Origin of the sequence: Winogradskyella sp. SM1960, from assembly GCF_020179375.1 — a bacterium.
Taxonomy (GTDB): Bacteria; Bacteroidota; Bacteroidia; order Flavobacteriales; family Flavobacteriaceae; genus Winogradskyella; species Winogradskyella marina.
Genome location: NZ_JAICBG010000001.1, coordinates 1,298,965 through 1,321,037 on the forward strand (window position 1 = coordinate 1,298,965; position 22,073 = coordinate 1,321,037).

General features: G+C 33.5%; 25 protein-coding genes. 16 read left to right on the forward strand and 9 right to left on the reverse strand.

The features are described 5' to 3' along the window. The first annotated feature begins 10 nt into the window (after nucleotides 1-10). The 8 genes from K1X16_RS05485 (at nucleotide 11) to K1X16_RS05520 (ending at nucleotide 7,502) form a co-directional block, all read left to right on the forward strand. On the forward strand, nucleotides 11-637 hold the full coding sequence (locus K1X16_RS05485; protein WP_225035342.1) for a 4'-phosphopantetheinyl transferase family protein: 627 nt from the start codon (nucleotides 11-13) through the stop codon (nucleotides 635-637). Further along, nucleotides 637-1,362, forward strand: coding sequence for a geranylgeranylglyceryl/heptaprenylglyceryl phosphate synthase (locus K1X16_RS05490; protein WP_225035343.1), 726 nt, complete (start codon nucleotides 637-639; stop codon nucleotides 1,360-1,362). Before K1X16_RS05485 ends, K1X16_RS05490 begins: the two co-directional genes overlap by 1 nt. A 110-nt stretch (nucleotides 1,363-1,472) precedes the next feature. Next, a complete protein-coding gene (locus K1X16_RS05495; protein WP_225035344.1) occupies nucleotides 1,473-1,733 on the forward strand; it encodes a thiamine-binding protein in 261 nt (86 codons plus the stop codon). Then, entirely contained in the window at nucleotides 1,717-2,349 is a 633-nt protein-coding gene (pnuC, locus tag K1X16_RS05500; protein WP_225035345.1) for a nicotinamide riboside transporter PnuC, read from the forward strand. Before K1X16_RS05495 ends, pnuC begins: the two co-directional genes overlap by 17 nt. Then, nucleotides 2,310-2,879 carry an AAA family ATPase gene (locus tag K1X16_RS05505; protein WP_195870114.1) on the forward strand — a complete coding sequence of 190 codons (570 nt, stop codon included), beginning with the start codon at nucleotides 2,310-2,312 and terminating at the stop codon, nucleotides 2,877-2,879. Before pnuC ends, K1X16_RS05505 begins: the two co-directional genes overlap by 40 nt. Beyond that, entirely contained in the window at nucleotides 2,876-4,432 is a 1,557-nt protein-coding gene (locus tag K1X16_RS05510) for a DUF4301 family protein (protein WP_225035346.1), read from the forward strand. The genes K1X16_RS05505 and K1X16_RS05510 overlap by 4 nt, the downstream gene beginning before the upstream one ends. Before the next feature lie 2 nt (nucleotides 4,433-4,434). Further along, the gene (gene arfB / locus K1X16_RS05515; protein WP_225035347.1) at nucleotides 4,435-4,839 is read left to right on the forward strand and encodes an alternative ribosome rescue aminoacyl-tRNA hydrolase ArfB; all 405 of its coding nucleotides are present in this window, start codon (nucleotides 4,435-4,437) and stop codon (nucleotides 4,837-4,839) included. Nucleotides 4,840-5,285: 446 nt separating this feature from the next. Next, a complete protein-coding gene (locus tag K1X16_RS05520) occupies nucleotides 5,286-7,502 on the forward strand; it encodes a TonB-dependent receptor (RefSeq protein WP_225035348.1) in 2,217 nt (738 codons plus the stop codon). Here the strand turns inward: K1X16_RS05520 and K1X16_RS05525 are convergent. Next, complete coding sequence (locus tag K1X16_RS05525; RefSeq protein ID WP_195870118.1) at nucleotides 7,499-7,930, reverse strand: hypothetical protein; 432 nt, start codon at nucleotides 7,928-7,930, stop codon at nucleotides 7,499-7,501. The two genes, K1X16_RS05520 and K1X16_RS05525, sit on opposite strands and share 4 nt — an antisense overlap. 364 nt (nucleotides 7,931-8,294) lie before the next feature. On the opposite strand from K1X16_RS05525, the gene greA reads away from it, so the two are divergent. Together greA and K1X16_RS05535 are read left to right on the forward strand one after the other, a co-directional pair. Continuing rightward, nucleotides 8,295-8,768: a transcription elongation factor GreA gene (gene greA, locus K1X16_RS05530; RefSeq protein WP_195870119.1), complete on the forward strand. Its 474-nt coding sequence runs from the start codon at nucleotides 8,295-8,297 to the stop codon at nucleotides 8,766-8,768. A gap of 245 nt (nucleotides 8,769-9,013) precedes the next feature. Then, nucleotides 9,014-9,403 carry an HIT family protein gene (locus K1X16_RS05535; protein WP_195870120.1) on the forward strand — a complete coding sequence of 130 codons (390 nt, stop codon included), beginning with the start codon at nucleotides 9,014-9,016 and terminating at the stop codon, nucleotides 9,401-9,403. Here K1X16_RS05535 and K1X16_RS05540 read toward each other — a convergent pair. Next, a complete protein-coding gene (locus K1X16_RS05540) occupies nucleotides 9,398-9,748 on the reverse strand; it encodes a hypothetical protein (RefSeq protein WP_195870121.1) in 351 nt (116 codons plus the stop codon). The genes K1X16_RS05535 and K1X16_RS05540 overlap by 6 nt on opposite strands. Nucleotides 9,749-9,911: 163 nt before the next feature. Further along, entirely contained in the window at nucleotides 9,912-11,063 is a 1,152-nt protein-coding gene (locus K1X16_RS05545) for a sensor histidine kinase (RefSeq protein ID WP_195870122.1), read from the reverse strand. 123 nt (nucleotides 11,064-11,186) lie between these two features. Here K1X16_RS05545 and K1X16_RS05550 point away from each other — a divergent pair, with 123 nt between their 5' ends. From K1X16_RS05550 to aat, 3 genes are all read left to right on the forward strand, one after another. Next, nucleotides 11,187-12,056, forward strand: coding sequence for a flavin reductase family protein (locus tag K1X16_RS05550; protein WP_195870123.1), 870 nt, complete (start codon nucleotides 11,187-11,189; stop codon nucleotides 12,054-12,056). A 44-nt stretch (nucleotides 12,057-12,100) separates the two neighbouring features. Next, nucleotides 12,101-12,478 (forward strand): DUF3127 domain-containing protein, encoded by a 378-nt coding sequence (locus K1X16_RS05555; RefSeq protein ID WP_195870124.1) that lies wholly within the window; start codon nucleotides 12,101-12,103, stop codon nucleotides 12,476-12,478. 232 nt (nucleotides 12,479-12,710) lie between these two features. Further along, entirely contained in the window at nucleotides 12,711-13,349 is a 639-nt protein-coding gene (gene aat / locus K1X16_RS05560; RefSeq protein WP_225035349.1) for a leucyl/phenylalanyl-tRNA--protein transferase, read from the forward strand. Here the strand turns inward: aat and K1X16_RS05565 are convergent. Next, nucleotides 13,330-13,893 carry a DNA-3-methyladenine glycosylase I gene (locus K1X16_RS05565; RefSeq protein ID WP_195870126.1) on the reverse strand — a complete coding sequence of 188 codons (564 nt, stop codon included), beginning with the start codon at nucleotides 13,891-13,893 and terminating at the stop codon, nucleotides 13,330-13,332. The genes aat and K1X16_RS05565 overlap by 20 nt on opposite strands. Nucleotides 13,894-13,972: 79 nt before the next feature. Between K1X16_RS05565 and K1X16_RS05570 the strand changes: the two genes are divergently transcribed. Further along, nucleotides 13,973-14,587, forward strand: a complete 615-nt coding sequence (locus K1X16_RS05570; protein WP_225035350.1) for a thioredoxin family protein — start codon at nucleotides 13,973-13,975, stop codon at nucleotides 14,585-14,587. Nucleotides 14,588-14,648: 61 nt separating this feature from the next. Here K1X16_RS05570 and K1X16_RS05575 read toward each other — a convergent pair whose 3' ends face one another. The 5 genes from K1X16_RS05575 to K1X16_RS05595 all read right to left on the reverse strand — a co-directional run bounded on the left by K1X16_RS05575 (nucleotide 14,649) and on the right by K1X16_RS05595 (nucleotide 18,232). Next, nucleotides 14,649-15,311 (reverse strand): hypothetical protein, encoded by a 663-nt coding sequence (locus K1X16_RS05575; RefSeq protein ID WP_195870128.1) that lies wholly within the window; start codon nucleotides 15,309-15,311, stop codon nucleotides 14,649-14,651. A gap of 149 nt (nucleotides 15,312-15,460) precedes the next feature. Beyond that, nucleotides 15,461-16,159, reverse strand: coding sequence for a tRNA pseudouridine(55) synthase TruB (truB, locus tag K1X16_RS05580; protein WP_225035351.1), 699 nt, complete (start codon nucleotides 16,157-16,159; stop codon nucleotides 15,461-15,463). Continuing rightward, the gene (locus K1X16_RS05585; RefSeq protein ID WP_225035352.1) at nucleotides 16,160-16,951 is read right to left on the reverse strand and encodes an undecaprenyl-diphosphate phosphatase; all 792 of its coding nucleotides are present in this window, start codon (nucleotides 16,949-16,951) and stop codon (nucleotides 16,160-16,162) included. Between the two features lie 56 nt (nucleotides 16,952-17,007). Continuing rightward, nucleotides 17,008-17,271: a DUF3098 domain-containing protein gene (locus K1X16_RS05590; RefSeq protein ID WP_195870131.1), complete on the reverse strand. Its 264-nt coding sequence runs from the start codon at nucleotides 17,269-17,271 to the stop codon at nucleotides 17,008-17,010. A gap of 82 nt (nucleotides 17,272-17,353) precedes the next feature. After that, nucleotides 17,354-18,232, reverse strand: coding sequence for a cell division protein FtsX (locus K1X16_RS05595; RefSeq protein ID WP_225035353.1), 879 nt, complete (start codon nucleotides 18,230-18,232; stop codon nucleotides 17,354-17,356). 242 nt (nucleotides 18,233-18,474) lie between these two features. Between K1X16_RS05595 and K1X16_RS05600 the strand changes: the two genes are divergently transcribed. Together K1X16_RS05600 and leuS are read left to right on the forward strand one after the other, a co-directional pair. After that, nucleotides 18,475-19,032: a porin family protein gene (locus tag K1X16_RS05600; protein WP_225035354.1), complete on the forward strand. Its 558-nt coding sequence runs from the start codon at nucleotides 18,475-18,477 to the stop codon at nucleotides 19,030-19,032. Between the two features lie 186 nt (nucleotides 19,033-19,218). Further along, entirely contained in the window at nucleotides 19,219-22,071 is a 2,853-nt protein-coding gene (gene leuS / locus K1X16_RS05605; RefSeq protein ID WP_225035355.1) for a leucine--tRNA ligase, read from the forward strand. The last annotated feature ends 2 nt before the right edge of the window (nucleotides 22,072-22,073 follow it).

Genomic DNA, 22,073 nt, shown 5'->3' on the forward strand with positions numbered 1-22,073 from the left:
ACAATTCTAAATGCCACTATATAAATCCATTAGTGTAAATTCACAAACTACTGTTAAAATCTGGAAGATTGAAGAATCGTACGACGCTCTATTTCAGCCTTTAGATTTAAAACCACAAAGTTTAAAGCGCGTTTTAGGTATGAAAAGTGAACTACACCAACGTGGCTTTTTGAGTGTAAGACATTTGCTGCATGAGTTTGGTTATACCGATCAAGATTTGTTCTATGACGATAACGGAAAACCTCATCTTAAAGACGGAAAGCACATTTCAATTACGCATTCGTTTACATTTTCAGGCATTATAGTGAGTGATAAAGAAGTGGGAATTGATATTGAAAAACAACGTGAAAAAATAAAAATCATAGCTCATAAGTTTGTAGACTATGAGTTCAGTTATTTAAACACCATAGATGAAGATTCCATTAGAAGATTAACCGTGATTTGGGGCATTAAAGAATCACTTTATAAACTTTTTGCGACACCAGGCATGTTATTTAAAGAGCATTTTTTAGTGATTCCGTTTATGGTTGAAGATGGAAAAACCGTAGCTTGGATAGATTATAAAGGTAAAAAATACAGATATACAACAGCGTTTTTAGAATTTGAAGGATTTACTTGTGCCTATGTCGTTCCGTAATGAATAGTATTTACCAAAATATAATAACGTCAAGTGCTAAAAATGAAAAACTTTTGGCTGTATTAATCGATCCTGATAAGATGACCTTATATGCCGTTTCAGGATTTATCTCTAAAGTGAATCAATCTATAGCAACCCATATTTTTGTCGGAGGTAGCGAGGTTGATAAAGGCGTAACTGAAACTTTGGTTATTGAGATAAAAAAACACACAAAGCTACCTGTTGTTTTATTTCCAGGTGATGTGATTCAGATTACGGATAAAGCTGATGGTATTTTGTTTTTATCATTAATTTCTGGTCGGAATCCAGATTATTTAATTGGTAAACAAGTAGAGGCTGTTCCTAAATTGGCAACAACTAATCTTGAAATCATTCCAACAGGCTATTTGCTTATAAAGAATGAAAAAGAAACATCTGTTGAGCGTGTCAGTAAAACAAACCCAATACAACGAAAAGATATTCAAACCATAAAAGACACAGCAAAAGCCGGAGAATTATTGGGTATGAAATTAATTTATCTCGAAGCCGGAAGTGGAGCCACACATGCTATTGAGTCTAATATCATTTCAGAAGTTAAACAACAATTACAAATACCATTAATTGTAGGAGGTGGTATTAGAGCTAAAACCGAATTAGAATCGGCTTACAAAGCTGGAGCAGACTTGGTTGTTATCGGAACAGCTTTTGAAGACGATGACACTTTTTTTGACAATTTACAAAAGTAAATTGTCATGCTGAACTCGTTTCAGCATCTTAACTAACTAGTTCCTGCAAGGTTTTAAAAATCTTGTAGGTATAATAAATTAAAAAGCTTACCGCTTTCGCGGCAAATAGTATGGAAATATCAGTAGATTTAACACTTTCGCCATTACAAGATGATTATGAAAAGCATGTCATCAATTTTATAAAAGTCTTACGCAATTCGAAATTCAAAGTTTTAGAAAACCCATTAAGCACGCAAATATTTGGAAATTACGACGAATTAATGCCCTTTTTAACACAAGAAATAAAACGTTCTTTTGAAAATGTGGATATTTCTGTCTTAACTATGAAAGTGGTTAAAACCAATAGAAGTGATTATGAGCCACATTTTTAATTTCTTTTTCGGACAGTATGCCGACTATCAAACCATAGATATTGTCTTAGAAATTGTAGCTGTAATATTTGGGTTTCTATCAGTTTTGTTCTCTAAGAAGAATAACATTTTAGTATTCCCAACAGGTATGATTAGCACCTGTATTTTTGTGTATTTATTATTAAAATGGCAACTTTTAGGAGACATGATGATTAATGCTTACTACTTTATAATGAGCGTTTTTGGTTGGTATGTCTGGACTCGAAAAGCAGATGGACAACCTGAAAACCCAATCTCTAGAACCACTAAAAAGGAAACAAAAACAAGCATCGCTATTTTTATAGCAACGCTTCTTTTTGTTTTTATAGTTTATAAAACATTTGACAAATGGACGGGTTGGGTTGCATATGTAGATACGGTTACAACGGCAACCTTTTTTGTTGGCATGTGGTTAATGGCAAAACGTAAAATAGAAAATTGGATCTATTGGATTATTGGTGATCTTATCTCTATTCCTTTGTATTTTTATAAAGGATTTACGTTCACCAGTTTTCAATATTTAGGATTTACACTAATAGCCATATTTGGATATTTAGCATGGAAGAAGCACTTAAACAACAACCTTCAAACTGCATAAAAGTAGTTTTATTTGGGCCTGAATCTACAGGAAAAACAACCTTATCTCGGCAATTAGCGAGACATTACCATTCGGTTTGGGTGCCAGAATATGCACGCGTGTACCTACAAGATAAGTGGAATAACGAGCGTAAAACTTGTGAACCTAAGGATTTACTTCCAATTGCCATTGGGCAAATAAAACTCGAAAACGAATTGGCACAAAAAACCGACTCTGTTTTAATTTGCGATACAGATCTACTTGAAACTAAAGTTTATAGTGAAGCCTATTACCAAGGTACATGTGACCCGATTTTAGAAACATATGCTCTAAAAAATTCTTATGATCTTTACTTTTTAACTTATATTGACACGCCTTGGGAAGCAGATGACCTAAGAGACAAGCCCAATGAACGTAAACGTATGTTTAACGCTTTTGAATCCGCTTTAAAAACCTATAATAAACCTTATATACTTTTAAAAGGAAATAAAAAGGAGCGCTTAGAGTTAGCTGTTAAGCATATCGACAAATTATTAATAAGCAAAACATGAGTTTTACCGAAAACGACATTATTCAAATAGAATCTCACGACTTAACTTTAACTGCCGTTAGAAAGCAAATCGAAATTTTTGAAACGGGAATTCCGCATACAAATATTTCTGATGCTGCCACGTTGAATCATGGGATTATACCCTTAAATGATGCTAGTATTAAGGAATATACCGAAACTTTTGAAGCTGAAAAAGATAAAAAGTCGATATTAAAATTTGTTCCAGCTTCAGGAGCTGCAACTAGAATGTTTAAGTTTTTGTTCCGATTTGTTGAAGAATACAATGCAAATGAACAATCTCTTAATTCATACATCAATAAAACCAATTTAAGAGAGCTTTCTCTATTTATGGTTGGTTTAGAAAAATTTCCGTTTTACCACCAAGTCTTGGAATTACTCAAGTCTAAAGGGGTTGCGTATGACACCTTATCTAATCAAGAAAAAATATGGCATTTTTCTAAAGCCATGTTAGATGAAAATCAACTTAATTTTGGAAATCAACCTAAAGGATTATTGCCATTTCACGATTATAAAAACAATCATATTTCTACTGCTTTTGAAGAGCATTTATATGAAGCTGCATTATACGCATCGAGCAATGGTGTAGCAAAACTTCATTTTACAATTTCTGAAGTTTACAAAAACAAATTTACTCAAGAGTTTAAAAGTATTCAGAGTCAGATTGAAGAAAACACAGGAGTAAAATTCGATATTTCGTTCTCATACCAACAACAGTCAACAGATACCATAGCGGTAACTTTAAAGGATAGACCTTTTAGAGATTCTAAAGGTGCATTATTCTTTAGACCTTCTGGACATGGTGCTTTACTAAAGAACTTAAATGCTTTAGATGCTGATATTATTTTTGTGAAGAATATAGATAACGTAGTAGTATATAAGTACAAGGAGGAAGTGGCAACCTATAAAAAAGTATTGGCAGGAATTCTTCTAAAATTACAATCAAAAGCATTCGAATATTTACACCAATTAGACTCAGAAGACGTTTCAGAAGCCACTTTAAATACCATCGAAAACTTTTTAACATCTGAATTAAGCATCAAAATATCAGATGAATATAAAAAATATGCCAACCGTTATAAAATTGAATACCTTCAAGAAAAACTAAATCGGCCAATTAGAATTTGTGGAATGGTTAAAAATGAAGGTGAACCTGGAGGAGGTCCTTTTTGGGTAAAAGACCATAAATCTAATCAATCACTTCAAATCGTGGAGTCGGCACAAATTAATTTAGACGACCCAAAACAAGAAAACATTCTTAAAAATGCCACGCATTTTAACCCCGTAGATTTAGTCTGTGGCGTAAAAAATTACAAAGGAGAAAAATTTGATTTAGAACAATATGTCGATCATAATGCATCATTTATCACCAAAAAAACGAAGAATGGTAAAGATTTAAAAGCCTTAGAATTACCTGGTCTTTGGAATGGCAGTATGGCAGATTGGACCACTATTTTTGTCGAAGTTCCAATTATCACATTCAACCCAGTAAAAACCGTCAATGATTTATTAAAAACACCACACCAAACCAAATAATTGTGGACACAGAGTTACTTAAATCTGAATTAAACTATAAATTCGTTCGAAGCTCTGGCAGTGGAGGCCAACATGTAAATAAGGTCTCTTCTAAAGCAGAATTATACTTTGACCTTAAAAACTCAGCCGTATTTAACGACGACGAAAAACAAAAACTATTAGAATTCTTCACTAATAGATTGACTAAAGACGGTAATTTAATTCTCGCTTGTGACGAAAGCCGAAGCCAGTTTAGAAATAAAGCTTTGGTGACTCAGCGGTTTATAGAATTAATTCAAGAAGGATTAAAGGAAAACAAAAAACGAATTCCCACCAGAATTCCTAGAAAGGCAAAAAAGAAACGTTTAAAAAATAAGCGCATCACTTCTGAAAAAAAGGCGAATCGGAAACCACCAAAAGTAGATTAAATCCCAAAATTGAAAAATCAACTTCCAATGTACTCACGCTAAGTATCAGTGCCGCAAATCGGTACGATTACCCCTTGCTTTTTCTTTGTCGTATTCAAAAAAAAATTAGTATTCATTATTCTAAAATCTAAAATCTATTATATCTTTGCCGCGTTCTCAATAAAGGGGTGCCTATTATCGGCTGAGATCATACCCATTGAACCTAGAACAGGTAATGCTGTTTAGGAAACGAGCTTAAAGAAAGTGTCCTGAGGACATTTTTAGCGCGTGCGATAAGGTTATCAATGTTTATTTTTTTACTTCTGAATCTTGATATACTTTAATATTCATGTATAGATTCAAAATAAAAAATAACATGTAACTAAAGTACTTGCTTGTAGCTCAAAAACATATTTATTAACCCAGAATAATGACCTCTTTTTATTCGATTATAATACTATAGTCGTATGAAATTTTTATTCAACAATCTCTCAAAAAAAAGTAGGCAGAGATTATCACTTTCAATTGCATTTTTAGGAATTTGTTCAGTTTATGGACAAGAAAAACAACAAGATTCTACTAAAGTTGAAAAACTAGACGAAGTTCTTGTTAAAGCCGTCCGTGTAGACGCAAAATCGCCAATTACGCACTCCAATGTAACTAAAGAAGACTTGGAAAAACGTAATTTAGGGCAAGACATTCCGATGTTACTTAACTTTTTACCTTCGGTAGTAACCACAACAGATGCTGGTGCAGGAGTTGGTTACACAGGTATTAGAGTGCGTGGAGTTAGCTCACAATCTACCAACATTACTATAAACGGTATTCCTTATAATGATGCCGAATCCTTAGGGACATTTTGGGTGAATCTTGGTGACTTCGCATCCTCTACGGAAAGCTTACAACTGCAACGTGGTGTGGGAACTTCAACCAATGGTTCTGGTGCTTTTGGTGCGAGTATTAATGTTTTAACAGATGCCATTTCTAAAGAAGCTTCTGGTGAAATTGCTAATTCCTTTGGAAGTTATAATACGAGAAAACACACCGTTAAGTTTAGCACAGGATTGCTAAATGATCATATAGAAATTGCTGGTCGTTTATCTAATATAGCTTCAGATGGTTATATAGATCGTGCTTCGGCAGATTTAAAATCTTACTTTTTACAAGGGTCTTATGTTGATGATAATACCTTAATAAAAGCCATTACTTTTGGTGGTAAAGAAGTCACATATCAAGCTTGGAATGGTCTTGAAGACTTAGACAAATTAGAAAACGACCGAACGTATAATACAGCTGGTGAATACACTGATAATAATGGCGACACACAGTTTTATGATAATGAAGTTGATGATTACAAACAAGATCATTACCAGTTGCACTGGAATCAGCGTTACGACAACCAATGGTCTACCACATTAGGTTTAAACTACACCAAAGGTCAAGGTTTTTTTGAGCAATATAAAGACGATGAAGATTTTAGCGATTACGGTCTAGAACCACTAGATTTTAATGGTGAAATAATAGATGAAACGGATTTAATTAGAAGACGTTGGTTAGATAATGATTTTTATGTTATTAACGCCAACGTGAATTATAAAGCTAATAATTTAGATTTATATTTTGGAGGTTCATTTAGTCACTACGATGGCGATCATTTTGGTGAAGTGATTTGGTCAGAATACGCAAGTCAGACCGAAATTAGAGATCGTTATTATGATGGCAATAGTATAAAAAATGACTTGTCTTTATTTTCAAAAGCGAATTATAGATTAAATGAAAAAGTAAGTCTGTTTGGAGATTTACAAGTAAGAAACGTCACCTATAAAACGACTGGAACAACATCTGATATTGTAGAGTTTGCTGTAGATAAGGATTTTACTTTTTTCAATCCAAAAGCCGGAATCACCTATTCATTAAATACAGGTAATGATCTATATTTCTCTTATGCTAGAGCAAACAGAGAGCCAAACCGAACTGATTTTGAAACCGATGAAAACATAAAACCTGAACAACTGAATGATTTTGAATTGGGTTGGAGACACAAAAAAGGCAACTTTATATTTAACGCCAACGCGTATTACATGTTTTACAATCAGCAATTGGTATTGTCTGGTCGTTTAGATGATGTTGGAAATCCAATACGAACAAATAGCGGAGAAAGTTACCGTTTAGGTTTAGAACTGGAAGCAATAATTCCGGTGAGCTCTCAACTGACTTTACAACCTAACATGACACTTAGTTCTAATAAAAACAATGAGACTGTTATTTCATTTGATGACGAATTACAAAATTTGGGTAAAACAGACATCTCATTCTCACCAAGTATAGTGGCTTCAAATGCTATTGTTTTCCGACCTATTGACAAGCTTCAAATGGCCTTGTTAAGCAAGTTTGTTGGTGAACAATATATGAGTAATACGGAAGCTGACTTGTCTAAATTAGATAGTTTCTTTATCAATGATTTCAACATTAATTATACTTTAAAAACAGCTTCAATTTTCGACGAAATTGTATTTTCAGGTTTAATCAATAATATATTTAATGTAGAATATGTGTCTAATGGTTATTATTATACCTATGACGATACTTGGTCAAGTCCAACTAGTGTAACCACTATTGAAGGTGCTGGATTTTATCCACAAGCCACAACAAACTTTTTAGTTGGAGTGACTATGAAATTTTAATCACTTACATAATATGTATTATTTCCGATAGCTTCAACTCTGTATGGTTTTAATGTACAGGGTTGAGGATTATCGTTTAAGGGTGTACCAGTTATTAAACTATACTCATTACCATCTTCGCAACCACAAACGGCATTTAAACCGACAATGGTTAAAGAAGAACAAGACGAAGGCGTATGGCTAGGATCTGCACCATCCCAAGCTAAAATAGAATCTGCATTGGTTCTAACTAAGATAATTCCTCTATTACCAAACCCTTCTACTCTAACCGCATTTACAGGAAATAAAAGTTGATTATACTGAGGAAGATTAAGATTTACCGTTAGGTTAACACCAACATCTAGCAAGAAGTTACAGTTGTATTTTGGATCATTTTTACTACAACCAAAAATAACCACACAACTAAGTATTAAAAATAATTTCTTCACAACTCTATTTTTTTTAATGTTTTGAAATTTAGTAGATTAAAACAAAAAAACGTTTTAACCCACGAGAATGCTCGCTTTGCTTAATCAATTTTTAAATTATTAACATTCTTAATGCATTTTAACTTCAAAATTTGAAGCGCAATTTACTATTAATTAAACAATACCGTAAATATTTTATATATTTGCATAGTAATCTCGTCAGCGCGAGGTTTTTTTTATGCTAACATTATAATTACACTATAACAAACTTCTAAGAAGCACAAAATATCTACTGTTATTTTTGAGCCTGTCTGATTTTCGGACGGGCTCAAAAATGATAAAGAATTTGCTTTTTAGAACGTGTTATATTTAAAACGATTAAATTATGAGTAAAGTATCTTATTACACAGCTGAAGGTTTAAAAAAATTAAGAGACGAATTAAGCCAACTTAAAGATGTGGAACGTCCTAAAGCATCACAAGCAATTGCAGAAGCTAGAGACAAAGGTGATTTAAGTGAAAATGCAGAATATGATGCTGCAAAAGAAGCACAAGGTATGCTAGAAATGAAGATTTCTAAAATGGAAGAAATTTTATCTGGAGCACGCGTTATAGATGAGTCGCAATTAGATTTAACTAAAGCTTTAGCACTTTCTAAAGTTAAAATTAAAAACCAAGTGAATGGTATGGAAATGACCTACACTTTGGTTGCGGAAAGTGAAGCCGATTTAGCTTCGGGAAAAATCTCTGTGAATTCGCCTATAGGTAAAGGTTTATTAGGCAAATCTGTTGGAGATGTTGCCGAAATACAAGTACCAAGTGGTATTATGAAATTTGATGTTTTAGAAATTTCGAGATAAGACCGTTCTGTGACTTATGCTGAACACGTTTTAGCAAAGCTGTAATCTCAGCAATTATTAATAAAAAGATTCCTCGTTAAAAGGAATCTTTTTATATTTATATTTAAACTAGAATCAAGACCGCTGCGCTTTTAGAACAAAGAATAAAGACTTCATACCTAAAGTGACAACATTATGGTTAATAATTAGCACGAAACATTGGTTTTACTAATAGCTTAATTAAACACTAAATATAATCAAGAAACATGGCAACACTCTTCACAAAAATAATTTCTGGCGAATTACCATCCTATAAAGTCGCTGAAACTGAAGATTTCTTTGCGTTTTTAGACATTAACCCAAATTCTAAAGGCCATACACTTTGCATTCCTAAAAAAGAAGTGGATAAAATTTTTGACTTAGACGAAGCTACGTATATGGCATTGATGAAATTTTCGCGTCGTGTTGCATTGGCTTTAGAAAAAGCGGTACCATGCGAACGTATTGGTATGTCTGTCATTGGTCTAGAAGTACCTCATGTTCATGTGCATTTAATTCCGTTGCACACTATGGACGATGCTCGTTTTACCAATAAGCAAACCGTAACACCCGAAGAGTTTAAAGCCTTAGCTAAAAAAATAGGATCGTTTTTATAAGATTCCTAACGCAAATAATACGATTACTAGTAAAACAACAACACTAGAAATAAGCAAAGCCCAAGCCATTGGTTTTAGTTTGGTAGACTTCTGTTTCATTTTAAGTCCTCTGTTGTGATAATCTACGACACGTTCAATATCATCTGTCCAACGAATTGGAAATATTTGAACTTCACAATTTAAACATCGTAATTGACAATTGGTCTCGTCCGTTATAGCTTTGTAAAGCTTAGTCTCAATTAGTTTTTGTTTAAAGGTAATTTCTAAACTATCGTTAGAATAACATTCAGGACAGTTATTACCTATCCTAGCTTCCTTTAATGTGAAAAATCGCGACGAATCCATGCTCAAATTTAAGCTAAAAATTTGATTTTATTATTTTAGGTCTAGTTTTTAGACATTGGTCATACATAAGAACCGCTGTTATTGAAGAGTTTCTTAGATGGTCTCTTTTAAAAAACACCTTATATAAACCTATTGAGATTCTTCGCTCCGCTTAGAATGACATTTAAACCTGTATCAATAAAATTTGTATTGTAGTACCATTATTAATTTCAGAAGACAAGACTTTAATTTTTCCTTTATGGTAGTCTTCCACAATTCGTTTTGCTAAAGACAGTCCAAGTCCCCAACCACGTTTTTTGGTCGTATAACCAGGTTCAAAAATTTTAGTAAACAACGACTTCGGAATTCCTTTTCCGGTATCTGATATATTAATGAATACTTTACTTTCTATCTGTGTTAATTCTAGTTTTAAATCGCCTTTACCTTTCATGGCATCAATGGCATTTTTCACTAAATTTTCAATGGTCCAACTAAAAAGTTGTTCGTTTAATTTAACCGGAATTGCTCTTTCGGGAAGTACAATTTCAAAATTAATTAACTTAGATGATCTCGATTTTAAATAGTCATAAGACGACTTCGTAACATCAACAATATCCATTGTTTTTAAAGTTGGAGCAGATCCTATTTTACTAAAACGCTCTGTTATGGTCTGAAGTCTATCAATGTCTTTTTCAATTTCTACAATGTAATCTGGATTTACATTTTCAGTTTTTAAAATTTCGGTCCAACCAACAAGCGACGATAAAGGAGTCCCAATTTGATGCGCTGTTTCCTTTGCCATACCTGTCCAGAGTTTATTTTGTTCTGCAATTTTTGAACTTCGGTAAAAGAAATAAACAACAGCTGCAAAGAGCAAAATAATGAGCAATAAAGCTAAAGGATAATATTTTAATTTATTTAATAAAGGTGAGTTGCCATAATATACAGTAGAAAAAATTTCATCCTTGTATCTTATTTGTATTGGTTCATTTTCACTTTTAAATTTTTCAATTAATTGAATAAGGTAAAGTGAATCCTGCGCTTTTTCTTCATCAATATTATTATATCCCAAACTCCCATCCTTTGAAACATTAATCATTGGTGTTGTTGTATTGCTTGATAAAATAGATAATGGCAATTCTCCAATATCTGTATTTAAATCTAACGTCTTGCTCAACTCTTTTTGAGCTAAGGACCAAGTTTTCATTTTAGAACGCTCTTCGGCTTTAAAATTTTGAAAAAACGTATAGGTATTCCAAAGAATAAGGGAAATAATAATAAAAGAGGATGCTATAATAATCCAACGGATTACATTTCGGTTGTAGCTAAAAGTCATTAGTTGGGTTTAAATCATTTTAAATATAATGTAAAATTGTTAATATTATTGTTCTTAGTTATCTCCAAAATACTTTTGTCTCCAATTCAATATAATTATATTTGTTGAAAATCAGCAAACTACATGGCTTCATTTGACCCTAAAGATCTTACAACTGGCACTTTACATGGCTATTTACTAAGTGCTGTTGCACCAAGACCAATTGCATTTGCTAGTACAGTTGATGCCAACGGAAATCCAAATTTATCGCCATTTAGCTTTTTTAACGTGTTTAGCGCTAATCCACCGATTTTGGTTTTTTCACCTGCAAGGCGTGTTAGAGATAATACCACAAAACATACATTGCATAATGTAGAAGCCACTAAAGAAGTAGTAATTAATGTGGTAAATTATGATATTGTACATCAAACATCCTTAGCAAGTACAGAATATCCTGAAGGCACCAATGAGTTTGAAAAATCTGGATTATCCATGTTAGCGTCAGATAAGGTAAAGCCTTTTAGAGTAGCAGAATCACCTATACAATTAGAATGTAAGGTAAACGATATTATTCAATTGGGAACTGAAGGAGGCGCCGGAAATTTAGTGATTTGTGAAGTGGTAAAACTTCATATTTCAGAAGAAGTTCTAAACGACGATCAAACCATAAATCAAAACGCGTTAGATTTGGTCGCAAGAGCTGGAGGCAGTTATTACAGTAGAGCAAACAAAGGTTTTTTTGAAATTCCTAAACCGTTAAAGAATATGGGAATTGGTGTAGACAATATGCCAGAACATGTAAAAAACAGCATGATCTTAACAGGAAACAATCTTGGAATGCTTGCTAACGTAGAAGCTTTGCCAAATAAAGATGACGTGAGTAAATTTGTTGAAGATATTAGTGAGCGCTATCCAGACATTAAAATAGCTTCTCACAGAGAAAAACACAAGTTAGCTCAAAATTATTTGAGCTATGGAGACGTAGAAAGTGCTTGGAAGTTATTACTTTCGTAGCCTCAAAAAAATTAAGAATAAAATAAATTATAGATTAAGCAAAAATGGAAGTACAAGGACGAATTAAAATGGTAGGAGAGACTCAAACTTTTGGTAGTAACGGGTTTAGAAAAAGAGAAGTTGTAGTAACTACAGAAGAGCAATATCCACAACATATTATGGTGGAATTTGTTCAAGATAAAACAGAGTTATTAAACAACTATAAAGAAGGTCAGCAGGTAAAAATTAACATAAACCTTAGAGGAAGAGAATGGGTAAACCCACAAGGTGAAACGAAATACTTTAACTCTATTCAAGGTTGGAGAATTGAAGCTTTACAAGCGCAAGCGCCAAGTGAAGGTATGCCTCCTGTACCACCAACAGAAGCTTTTGAACCAGTAAGTGATTTAAAAGATGATGATAACGATGATTTACCTTTCTAACCAGAAAGATTAAACACATATAGTAAAAGGATCTGTTTTTTAAATTTTAAAAACAGGTCTTTTTCTTTTTTAGTTATTTAGTTATTTAGTTATTTAGTTATTTAGTTATTTAGTTATTTAGTTAAAATTGAAATATGGTTTTAGCTTTTGCCTTGATAATTAATTTTTTATCAACTTATTAAAAAAATCAATCATAACCTACAGCACTTAAATTTGAATTCTATTTAAAACGATGCACTTTTTAACTCAAAAAATTGAATTCCCAGAGGTATCTGAAGCTTCTGCTGATGGACTTCTAGCTATTGGAGGAGATTTGTCACCAGAGCGTTTACTTTACGCCTATTCAAAAGGTATATTTCCGTGGTTTCAAGATGATGAACCAATACTTTGGTGGTCGCCAGATCCACGATTTGTTTTGTTCCCTGAAGATTTAAAGGTGTCTAAAAGCATGAAACAGGTTTTAAAAAAATCAACGTTTCAGGTTACCACAAACAAAGCTTTTGAAAGTGTTGTAGAAAACTGTGCTAATGTAAAACGGAATGACCAATATGGTACATGGATTACAGATGATATGATTAACGCTTACCTAAAGTTACATGAACTCGGTTATGCGAAATCTATTGAAGTCTGGCAAAACGATGAACTTGTTGGTGGATTATATGGTATTGAAGTTAATGATACTGTTTTCTGTGGCGAAAGTATGTTTGCTAAAGTGAGTAATGCGAGTAAAGCGGGTTTTATAACATATATTCAAAATTCTAATTACAAATTAATTGATTGTCAATTACACACCAAACACCTCGAAAGTTTAGGAGCAAAACATATCTCACGCATTGAGTTTCTAGATTTTATTAAACCTCATGGTATCTAAAACACGAGACCTCATGGTCATTCACCATACCTGTGGCTTGCATATGTGCATATATCACAGTGGAACCTACAAATTTAAAACCACGCTTTTTTAAATCCTTACTTATGGCATCACTTAACGGTGTATTTCCTGGAGCTTCTTTATAGTTTTTAATTGTATTCTTTATGGGTTTCCCATCTACAAAATCCCATATATATTTTGAAAACGACCCAAATTCTTCCTGAATCTTTACAAAAGCTTCGGCATTAGTTATCGTTGCTTTTACTTTCAACTTATTCCTTATGATACCTGCATCTTGTAATAAGTCTTCAACTTTTGAAGCGTCATACTTTACAATTGTATTATAATCGAAATTATCAAAAGCTTTTCTAAAATTCTCTCGCTTTTTTAGAACCGTAATCCAGCTTAAACCAGCCTGAAAGGTTTCTAAAATTAAAAACTCAAATAAGGTCGCATCATCATATACCGGAACTCCCCATTCTTCATCGTGATAGGCTTCATATAACGGATCACCAACACACCAACCACATCTCTGTTTTTTCATACTGTAAGGAAATTAAATTAGTGCTACTAATGTAACAACAGTTGCACAATAAACAGCAACAGATTCTTATTTTTGTTATATGAATACAGAGACACTTACTTTAAACGATATTATTTCAGAAAGTCTAAAAAATAGTATGACTTATGCTGAATATAGAGCCTTAGTTACAACTTTAGTAGAAGAGCAATCTGCAACCGGAAACGATAAATCGGAAGCTATGGTTGCATATACCCAACTAAACGATAGACGTATGAGACGTTGGGATAAAACTGCAAAAGTTGCTGACGCTACAAAATCTACAATTGAGAATTTTGATAAAAAAGTAACATGGTTGGTTATTTCTGAAAGTTGGTGTGGTGATGCTGCACATGTAATGCCGATACTTAATAAAGTGGCAGAACTCAATGATGCTATAGATTATAAAATTGTACTCAGAGATGACAACGAAGCGCTTATGGATCAGTTTTTAACTAATGGAGGGAAATCTATACCTAAGTTAATTATGTTAGATTCTGAAACCAATACTGTTTTAAACACCTATGGACCACGACCTACAGTTGCGACAAACATGGTGCAAGCTTATAAGGCTGAGCATGGTATGTTAACGCCAGAATTTAAAGAAGATTTACAGCGTTGGTATAATAAAGATAAAGGCCAATCTACTATTGAAGACTTGGTTAACTTATTAAAATAACAACTAAAATCAGGTCGCTAACCTAAGTGCTAGGTAAAGTTAAAAAAGGTCGCAAATTCAACTATTTCCCTTTAAACAAAAACGTAATGGTGCCTAATTGCTCGTTTTTGTCTGAGGTGTCAAACTGAACCGTTTCGGCATAAGAAATAGCATGATTTATTAAACACTGGTTGTTAGAATTAGAAGATCCATTGATATAAGCATCAATAACATCTCCTGACGCATTAACTCTAATACTCACTACTATTTTCCCACCAGTTTCGCATAAATATCGTGGTGTTTTATAATGCGCTAGAGTTCTACCTTTTAAAGAATAGGTAAGTGTGCTTTTTGTTTTGGCGTGTTCGTCTGCTTGTTTTTTGTTGTTAAGACGTTGTTTTAACGCTTCTTGTAGTTTTTTATACGATTGTGTTTCGTCAGAATTTAAGGCATATGCATTACTACCTGAATAGGTTTTAGTAATACTCGTTTCCTCCTGTACCTCACTTGCCTTAGCTTCTGCCATGGCTTTTGTAGTGCGTTCAAAATCATTAGCGTCAACAGTTTTAAAGTTGCGCATCATTTCTTTGTATTCCTGATCTTCGTTAAATGCTTTGTTGGTAGATTCACCGTTGATATCTTCAATCTCCTGAAGCTCTTCTTTTGTGATTTCAGGCTCTGGTTCCATAAGGTAATAACTCTCAGTTACTAAGTCATCTTGGATCTTTAACTGAAGACTAAACATACCAAAAACTACAATTCCTACTAAAAGAAATGTAATTATTGCGGCTTTATGTTTATCAACAAAATTCAGTTTAAAATAGTTTTAGTCTATTAATAGATACGAATATAACGAAGAAAAAGTTTAAGTACCCATCATAAACCCGTGTTAAATCACCCTTTAGAAGGCAAATTAGCTATAAAAGCTTCGGGAGTAAGAGCATCTTCAACTTTAAAATCACCTATACGAGTGCGACGTAATGACGCTAAATGTGCTCCAGAATTTAATGCTTTTCCAAAATCGTTTGCCAAGGATCTAATGTAAGTTCCTTTGCTACAAACCACTCTAAAATGTAACTCTAAACCACTTATTTTTGTGATTTCAAATTCGGTAATTTCTACTTGTCGCGATTTTACTTCAACCTCCTCACCTGCTCTTGCAAATTCGTACAAACGTTTTCCATCTTTTTTAATCGCAGAAAACACTGGTGGAAATTGGTCTATTTTACCAATAAATTGTTGGGTGGTAGAATAAATTAATTCCTCTGTAATATGATCTGTTGGAAAGGTTTCATTGACCTCAGTTTCTAAATCAAAAGACGGAGTTGTGCCACCTAAAGCAAAAGTCCCTGTATATTCCTTTTCTTGACCTTGAAACGTATTAATTTGCTTGGTCATTTTACCTGTACAAATCACTAATAAACCTGTTGCCAAAGGATCTAAAGTACCAGCATGACCTACTTTAATTTTTTTAATACTGAAAGCTTGTCGTATAGACCAGCGCAATTTATTAACGGCCTGAAAAGACGTCCATGTTAGTGGCTTATCAATTAATAAGACTTGTCCGGTTTTATAATCTTCTTCTGTTTTCATTTATACTAGAGACCAAATTATAGCAATAAGACCAACAACGACGCAGTAGATAGCAAAATAAGATAATTTACTTTTTTTCACCAAAGCAATCATCCAAGTACAAGCAAATAAACCTGCGACAAATGCAGCAATAAATCCAACACCTAAAGCGGTAACATTAGAACTATCATAAGTTAATTCTCCACCTAAAAGGTCTTTCGCAATTTTACCAAAAATAAGAGGGACTACCATTAAGAAAGAGAATCGTGCTGCTTTAGTTTTATCATTACCTAATAATACAGAGGTAGAAATTGTAGCTCCAGATCTCGAAATACCTGGTAGCATTGCAATAGCTTGAGAAATACCAATTACAAACGCATTAGAAAAAGATACTTTTTTCTGTGTGTCTTTCGCTTTGTCTGCTAAGAAAAGTAAAATAGCTGTAACAATAAGCATACATCCTACAAGCAAAATATTTCCGTTAAAGAGTTGTTCTAATTCTTCTTCAAAAAAGACACCAACAATAACTGCTGGTAACATGGATAAGGCGATTTTTGAAATAAACTGAAGATCTTCATTCCATTCAAATTTTAAAACTCCTTTTATAATTAGAAGAATATCCTTTCTAAAAATAACCATAGTACTTAATGCTGTGGCAAAATGAAGGACAACAGTAAATAACAAACTTTCTTTAGGTACAGAATTATCTCCAAGAATGGCTTTTCCTATTTCTAAGTGACCACTTGATGATACCGGTAAAAACTCAGTGAGACCTTGGATAATCCCTAAAATAATTGCATCTATAATTTCCATGAGGTAAAAGTATCAATTAAGAGAGTGATACGCTGTAAATGTATATAAAAAATGAATTATTTTTTTACGCCCTTTTTAGGATTTAAAAGAATAGCATAAACTTGAATACCAAAACCAATTAATACAAGTGTTGGTGCTAAACGGATACGTCTCCAGTTATAAATAGATTCATCAAAAACATTAGGATCGTCACTACCACCACCAGACATTAGGATAAACCCAACAACAATAAATGCTAAACCTATAAATAAGAATTTATAATTTTTCTTTCCGAAAATGAATTCAGATGTATTGTCTTCCTTACGTTTTTGTTCTCCCATAATCTTTAAGCTATGCTTTAATACGTTGCAAAGTAACAGATTTATTTATAAATATAAGTTCACATTAGTATTTTCCTAACATCTAGTAATACAAATGATCTGTCTTTAGGTTTAAGAAACGTTGCGTGGCGATAAATGTACTAATCCAAGTGATTAGAATGCCTAAAAGGAAAATACCAACAAATAATCCAATAATTAGCATTGAGTTCTTCAGTAATTCCAATTCTGGAAACGTTAGGTCTAAATAGTACAATACAATTGCCATTCCTCCTAAGGCGACAAGTGCACCAATAATACCAAGTTGTACACTTTTCCAAACAAAAGGTCGTCGGATAAAAGATTTGGTTGCACCAACCATTTGCATTGTTTTTATGATAAATCGTTTTGAATAAACGGCTAAACGAATAGAACTATTAATCAATAACACAGCAATTAACGTAAACAAACCACTAATAATTAATACCCAAAACGTAATTTTTTTAACGTTATCATTCATGAGTTCTACAAGATCATTATCATACCTTATTTCTTCAATAAACGCTTTATTGGAAAGGCCTTCTGTAATTTCAGTTAATTTTTCAGTGGTAACAAACTCTGCATTCAAATGAACATCTATCGAATTCTTTAATGGATTGTAACCCACAAAATCCATAAAATCTTCACCTGTTTCAGCTTTCATATACTCCGCTGCTTCTTCTTTTGAGACATACAACGCATCCTTGGTATAATCTGCCATTGCTAAACTCTTTTTTAGCTGGTTGACTTCTACCTCTTTTGCGGTATCATTTAAATAAATAGTCATCACTACCTGCTCTTTAAAGTGATCTGCTACTTTTTTAGAGTTGATAACCAATAGACCTAAACAGCCTAGTAGAAACAAAACCAAAGCGATACTAATCACTACAGAGACGTAAGAAGATATAAGTTTACGTTTTTGATATTTGTCAAAAGATGATGCCATGAATACATGTAGATTTATGCTGTAAAAATAATAAAGAATTTGCTTATGTTTACTATAACAACGGCTAAGTTTTAATAGTGTTGTAAATGACATTAAAAAGTATATGAATGATTATAAATGACATCCTTTTTTATAACACACTAACACTGAAAGATTTAAAATTTTATGATTTTTCAATTTTCGCATGGCATAGTTTTTGTCAAGTCTTCAACAATCAATAAAAACCATAAAAATCAATTATTATGAAAAAATTATGTTTTGTAGCATTACTTGCTACTTTAGGATTCACCCAACAATCTAATGCTCAAGATATTGAATTTGGAGCCAAAGCCGGACTAAATATTTCTAACTTTACAGGAGGTGATGCAGACAGAAATAGCCTCGTCGGATTTCATGTAGGATTCATTTCTGAAATTCCATTAAGTGAAAAATTTTCACTTCAACCAGAACTTTTATACTCAACACAAGGCTCAGAAGCTCAAGATGTGGTAAAAATAAAAGTCGATTATTTAGCTATTCCTGTTATGGCAAAATACTATTTAACTGAAGGTTTTAGCTTAGAGGTAGGACCACAATTTTCTTTTCTCGTAAATGACAAAGCCGAATACATAGATAGCGATTTACCCGATGCCGATACAGATGCGTCTAGTGTAGATATCGGAGCGAATGTAGGTCTTGGTTATGATCTTAACTCAAAACTATTTGTGCAAGCACGTTATAACTTCGGGATTTCAACGGTTGTAGAAAATCCAGATATTACTAATAGTGTTTTTCAAGTTGGTTTGGGCTACAAATTTTAATCTACCGGAACATAAACCTACTACAAGCATCTTGTCTAAAACAAGGTGCTTTTTCTTTTATAATTCCTATTGATTTTAAAATAGGCAGTTAAGTAGGTTATTATTAAATTTGCGCTCTAAAGTAAAGACAAATTCGCGCAAAGAATATAAGAATACGCAATGCCTTTGCACGAAAAAACAATTTAAATGAAGTACGATTTTAACAGCATAGAAAAAAAGTGGCAAGACTATTGGGCAAAAAACCAAACGTTTAAAGCTACTAATAAAAGTGATAAACCTAAATATTATGTATTAGATATGTTCCCTTATCCGTCTGGAGCAGGTTTGCATGTTGGTCACCCTTTAGGTTATATTGCTAGTGATATCTATGCACGTTACAAGCGTCATAAAGGATTTAATGTGTTGCACCCGCAAGGTTATGATAGTTTTGGTTTACCTGCAGAACAGTATGCTATTCAAACTGGTCAGCATCCTGCAGTTACTACGGAAGCGAATATTAAAACCTATCGTCGTCAGTTAGATCAAATCGGATTTTCTTTCGATTGGAGTCGTGAGGTACGTACTTCAAATCCTGAATATTACAAATGGACCCAATGGATTTTTATTCAATTATTTGAATCTTGGTATAATAACGATTCAAATAAAGCTGAACATATTGACACCTTAATTGAAGCCTTTACTTCAGAGGGCAATAAAAATATCAATGCTGTTTGCGATGATAATATTGAGCTTTTTTCAGCAGAAGATTGGGCTAATTACTCCTCAGAAGAACAACAAGACATTCTTTTAAAATACAGACTCACCTATTTAGCAGAAACGGAAGTCAACTGGTGTCCTGCATTAGGAACCGTTTTAGCTAACGACGAAATTGTTAATGGAGTTTCCGAACGTGGAAGCCATCCTGTCGTTCGTAAAAAAATGACGCAGTGGAGCATGCGAATTTCGGCTTATGCAGAACGTTTACTACAAGGTTTAGATACTATTGATTGGACAGATTCTTTAAAAGAAAGTCAGAAAAACTGGATAGGAAAATCTGTTGGAGCATCTGTATCTTTTAATGTTTTACCGAATGTCACTCTGAGCGAAGTCGAAGAGTCTTTAAAAATCGATGTCTTCACCACAAGGCCAGATACCATTTTCGGAGTCTCTTTTATGACCTTAGCGCCAGAGCACGAAATCGTTTCTCAAATAACAACCACAGCACAAAAAGCAGAAGTAGAAGCCTACATTGAAGCGACTGCAAAACGAAGTGAACGCGATAGAATGGCAGATGTAAAAACCATTTCAGGAGCCTTTACAGGAGCTTATGCAGAGCATCCGTTTTCAAAAGAACCAATTCCTATCTGGATTGGCGATTACGTACTTGCTGGCTATGGCACAGGAGCTGTAATGTCTGTTCCATGTGGAGACCAACGCGATTACGATTTTGCAAAACATTTTAACATTCCAATTCCAAATATATTTGAAGGTGTTGATATTTCTAAAGAAGCATTCGCCTCAAAAGACAATGTGAAAATTGCTAATAGCGATTTCCTAAATGGCATGAATTATAAAAAAGCATCGAAACGTGCTATTTATGACTTGGAACAGTTGGGACAAGGGGAAGGCAAAACCAATTACCGATTGCGAGATGCTGTCTTTTCTCGTCAGCGATATTGGGGAGAACCGTTTCCAGTGTATTATGTCAACGGCATGCCACAAATGATAGATGCCGAGCATTTACCTATTAGACTTCCAGAAGTTGAAAAATATTTGCCAACCGAAACAGGCGAACCACCTTTAGGAAGAGCTGACGTTTGGGCTTGGGACGTCAACCAGAATTCAGTGGTCAGTAATGATTTAATAGACCATAAAACCGTGTTTCCTTTAGAATTAAACACCATGCCAGGTTGGGCAGGAAGTTCTTGGTATTTCTTCCGTTATATGGAGGATGCTGCAAATAGAGATGGTGTTTTTGCAAGCGAAGACGCCCTCAACTATTGGGAAAACGTAGACTTATATATTGGAGGAAGCGAACATGCTACAGGTCATTTATTATACTCACGTTTTTGGGTTAAACTATTAAAAGATCGCGGTTTCGTTAATGTCGAAGAGCCTTTTAAAAAGTTGATCAACCAAGGAATGATTTTGGGAACTAGTGCTTTTGTTTATAGAGATGAAAGCAATAACACATATTACTCTAAAGGACTTGTTGGAGATAAAAATGTATTACCTATTCACGTAAAAGTACAATATGTAAATGCTTCAGATGAATTAGATATTGAAGGCTTAAAATCTGATGGAGAGTTTGGAGAAGACTTTAAAGATGCTGAATTTATTCTTGAAGATGGTGCTTACAAAGTGGGAAGAGATGTCGAAAAAATGTCTAAATCTAAATACAATGTCGTTAATCCAGATGATATTGTTGCAGATTACGGAGCAGACAGTTTAAGACTTTACGAAATGTTCCTTGGACCTCTAGAACAGTATAAACCATGGAATACAGCAGGTATAACAGGTGTACATAACTTCCTAAAGAAATTTTGGAAATTATATATAGGTGACAATGGTTTAAAAGTTAATAATGCTCAACCAACAGCAGACAACTTAAAAACACTACATAAAACCATAAAGAAAGTAGAAGAAGATATTGAGAACTTCTCGTTCAACACGTCCGTATCTACCTTTATGATTGCTGTAAATGAATTAACGTCTCAAAAGTGTACAAGTAAAGATGTTTTAGAACCTTTATTGGTTTTAATTTCACCTTACGCGCCACATATTGCAGAAGAATTATGGTCGCAGTTAGGAAATGCTAATTCTATATCTACGGCAAGTTTTCCAATATTTGACGCGAGTCATTTAGTAGAGAGCAGTAAAAAATATCCTATTTCATTTAATGGTAAAATGCGTTTTACACTAGAATTGCCAATGGATATGAGCAAAGACGAGATTGAAAAAACGGTTATGGCTCACGAAAAAACTATTGCTCAATTAGATGGTAGAACACCTAAAAAGGTTATCGTAGTACCTGGTAAAATTGTGAACATTGTAGGTTAAAT

Coding starts and splice junctions, on each gene's coding strand:
- K1X16_RS05485 (WP_225035342.1), top strand. CDS start 11: ATGCCACTATATAAATCCATTAGTGTAAATTCACAAACTACTGTTAAA.
- K1X16_RS05490 (WP_225035343.1), top strand. CDS start 637: ATGAATAGTATTTACCAAAATATAATAACGTCAAGTGCTAAAAATGAA.
- K1X16_RS05495 (WP_225035344.1), top strand. CDS start 1,473: ATGGAAATATCAGTAGATTTAACACTTTCGCCATTACAAGATGATTAT.
- pnuC (WP_225035345.1), top strand. CDS start 1,717: ATGAGCCACATTTTTAATTTCTTTTTCGGACAGTATGCCGACTATCAA.
- K1X16_RS05505 (WP_195870114.1), top strand. CDS start 2,310: ATGGAAGAAGCACTTAAACAACAACCTTCAAACTGCATAAAAGTAGTT.
- K1X16_RS05510 (WP_225035346.1), top strand. CDS start 2,876: ATGAGTTTTACCGAAAACGACATTATTCAAATAGAATCTCACGACTTA.
- K1X16_RS05520 (WP_225035348.1), top strand. CDS start 5,286: ATGAAATTTTTATTCAACAATCTCTCAAAAAAAAGTAGGCAGAGATTA.
- greA (WP_195870119.1), top strand. CDS start 8,295: ATGAGTAAAGTATCTTATTACACAGCTGAAGGTTTAAAAAAATTAAGA.
- K1X16_RS05535 (WP_195870120.1), top strand. CDS start 9,014: ATGGCAACACTCTTCACAAAAATAATTTCTGGCGAATTACCATCCTAT.
- K1X16_RS05540 (WP_195870121.1), bottom strand. CDS start 9,748: ATGGATTCGTCGCGATTTTTCACATTAAAGGAAGCTAGGATAGGTAAT.
- K1X16_RS05545 (WP_195870122.1), bottom strand. CDS start 11,063: ATGACTTTTAGCTACAACCGAAATGTAATCCGTTGGATTATTATAGCA.
- K1X16_RS05550 (WP_195870123.1), top strand. CDS start 11,187: ATGGCTTCATTTGACCCTAAAGATCTTACAACTGGCACTTTACATGGC.
- K1X16_RS05555 (WP_195870124.1), top strand. CDS start 12,101: ATGGAAGTACAAGGACGAATTAAAATGGTAGGAGAGACTCAAACTTTT.
- aat (WP_225035349.1), top strand. CDS start 12,711: ATGCACTTTTTAACTCAAAAAATTGAATTCCCAGAGGTATCTGAAGCT.
- K1X16_RS05565 (WP_195870126.1), bottom strand. CDS start 13,893: ATGAAAAAACAGAGATGTGGTTGGTGTGTTGGTGATCCGTTATATGAA.
- K1X16_RS05570 (WP_225035350.1), top strand. CDS start 13,973: ATGAATACAGAGACACTTACTTTAAACGATATTATTTCAGAAAGTCTA.
- K1X16_RS05575 (WP_195870128.1), bottom strand. CDS start 15,311: ATGTTTAGTCTTCAGTTAAAGATCCAAGATGACTTAGTAACTGAGAGT.
- truB (WP_225035351.1), bottom strand. CDS start 16,159: ATGAAAACAGAAGAAGATTATAAAACCGGACAAGTCTTATTAATTGAT.
- K1X16_RS05585 (WP_225035352.1), bottom strand. CDS start 16,951: ATGGAAATTATAGATGCAATTATTTTAGGGATTATCCAAGGTCTCACT.
- K1X16_RS05590 (WP_195870131.1), bottom strand. CDS start 17,271: ATGGGAGAACAAAAACGTAAGGAAGACAATACATCTGAATTCATTTTC.
- K1X16_RS05595 (WP_225035353.1), bottom strand. CDS start 18,232: ATGGCATCATCTTTTGACAAATATCAAAAACGTAAACTTATATCTTCT.
- K1X16_RS05600 (WP_225035354.1), top strand. CDS start 18,475: ATGAAAAAATTATGTTTTGTAGCATTACTTGCTACTTTAGGATTCACC.
- leuS (WP_225035355.1), top strand. CDS start 19,219: ATGAAGTACGATTTTAACAGCATAGAAAAAAAGTGGCAAGACTATTGG.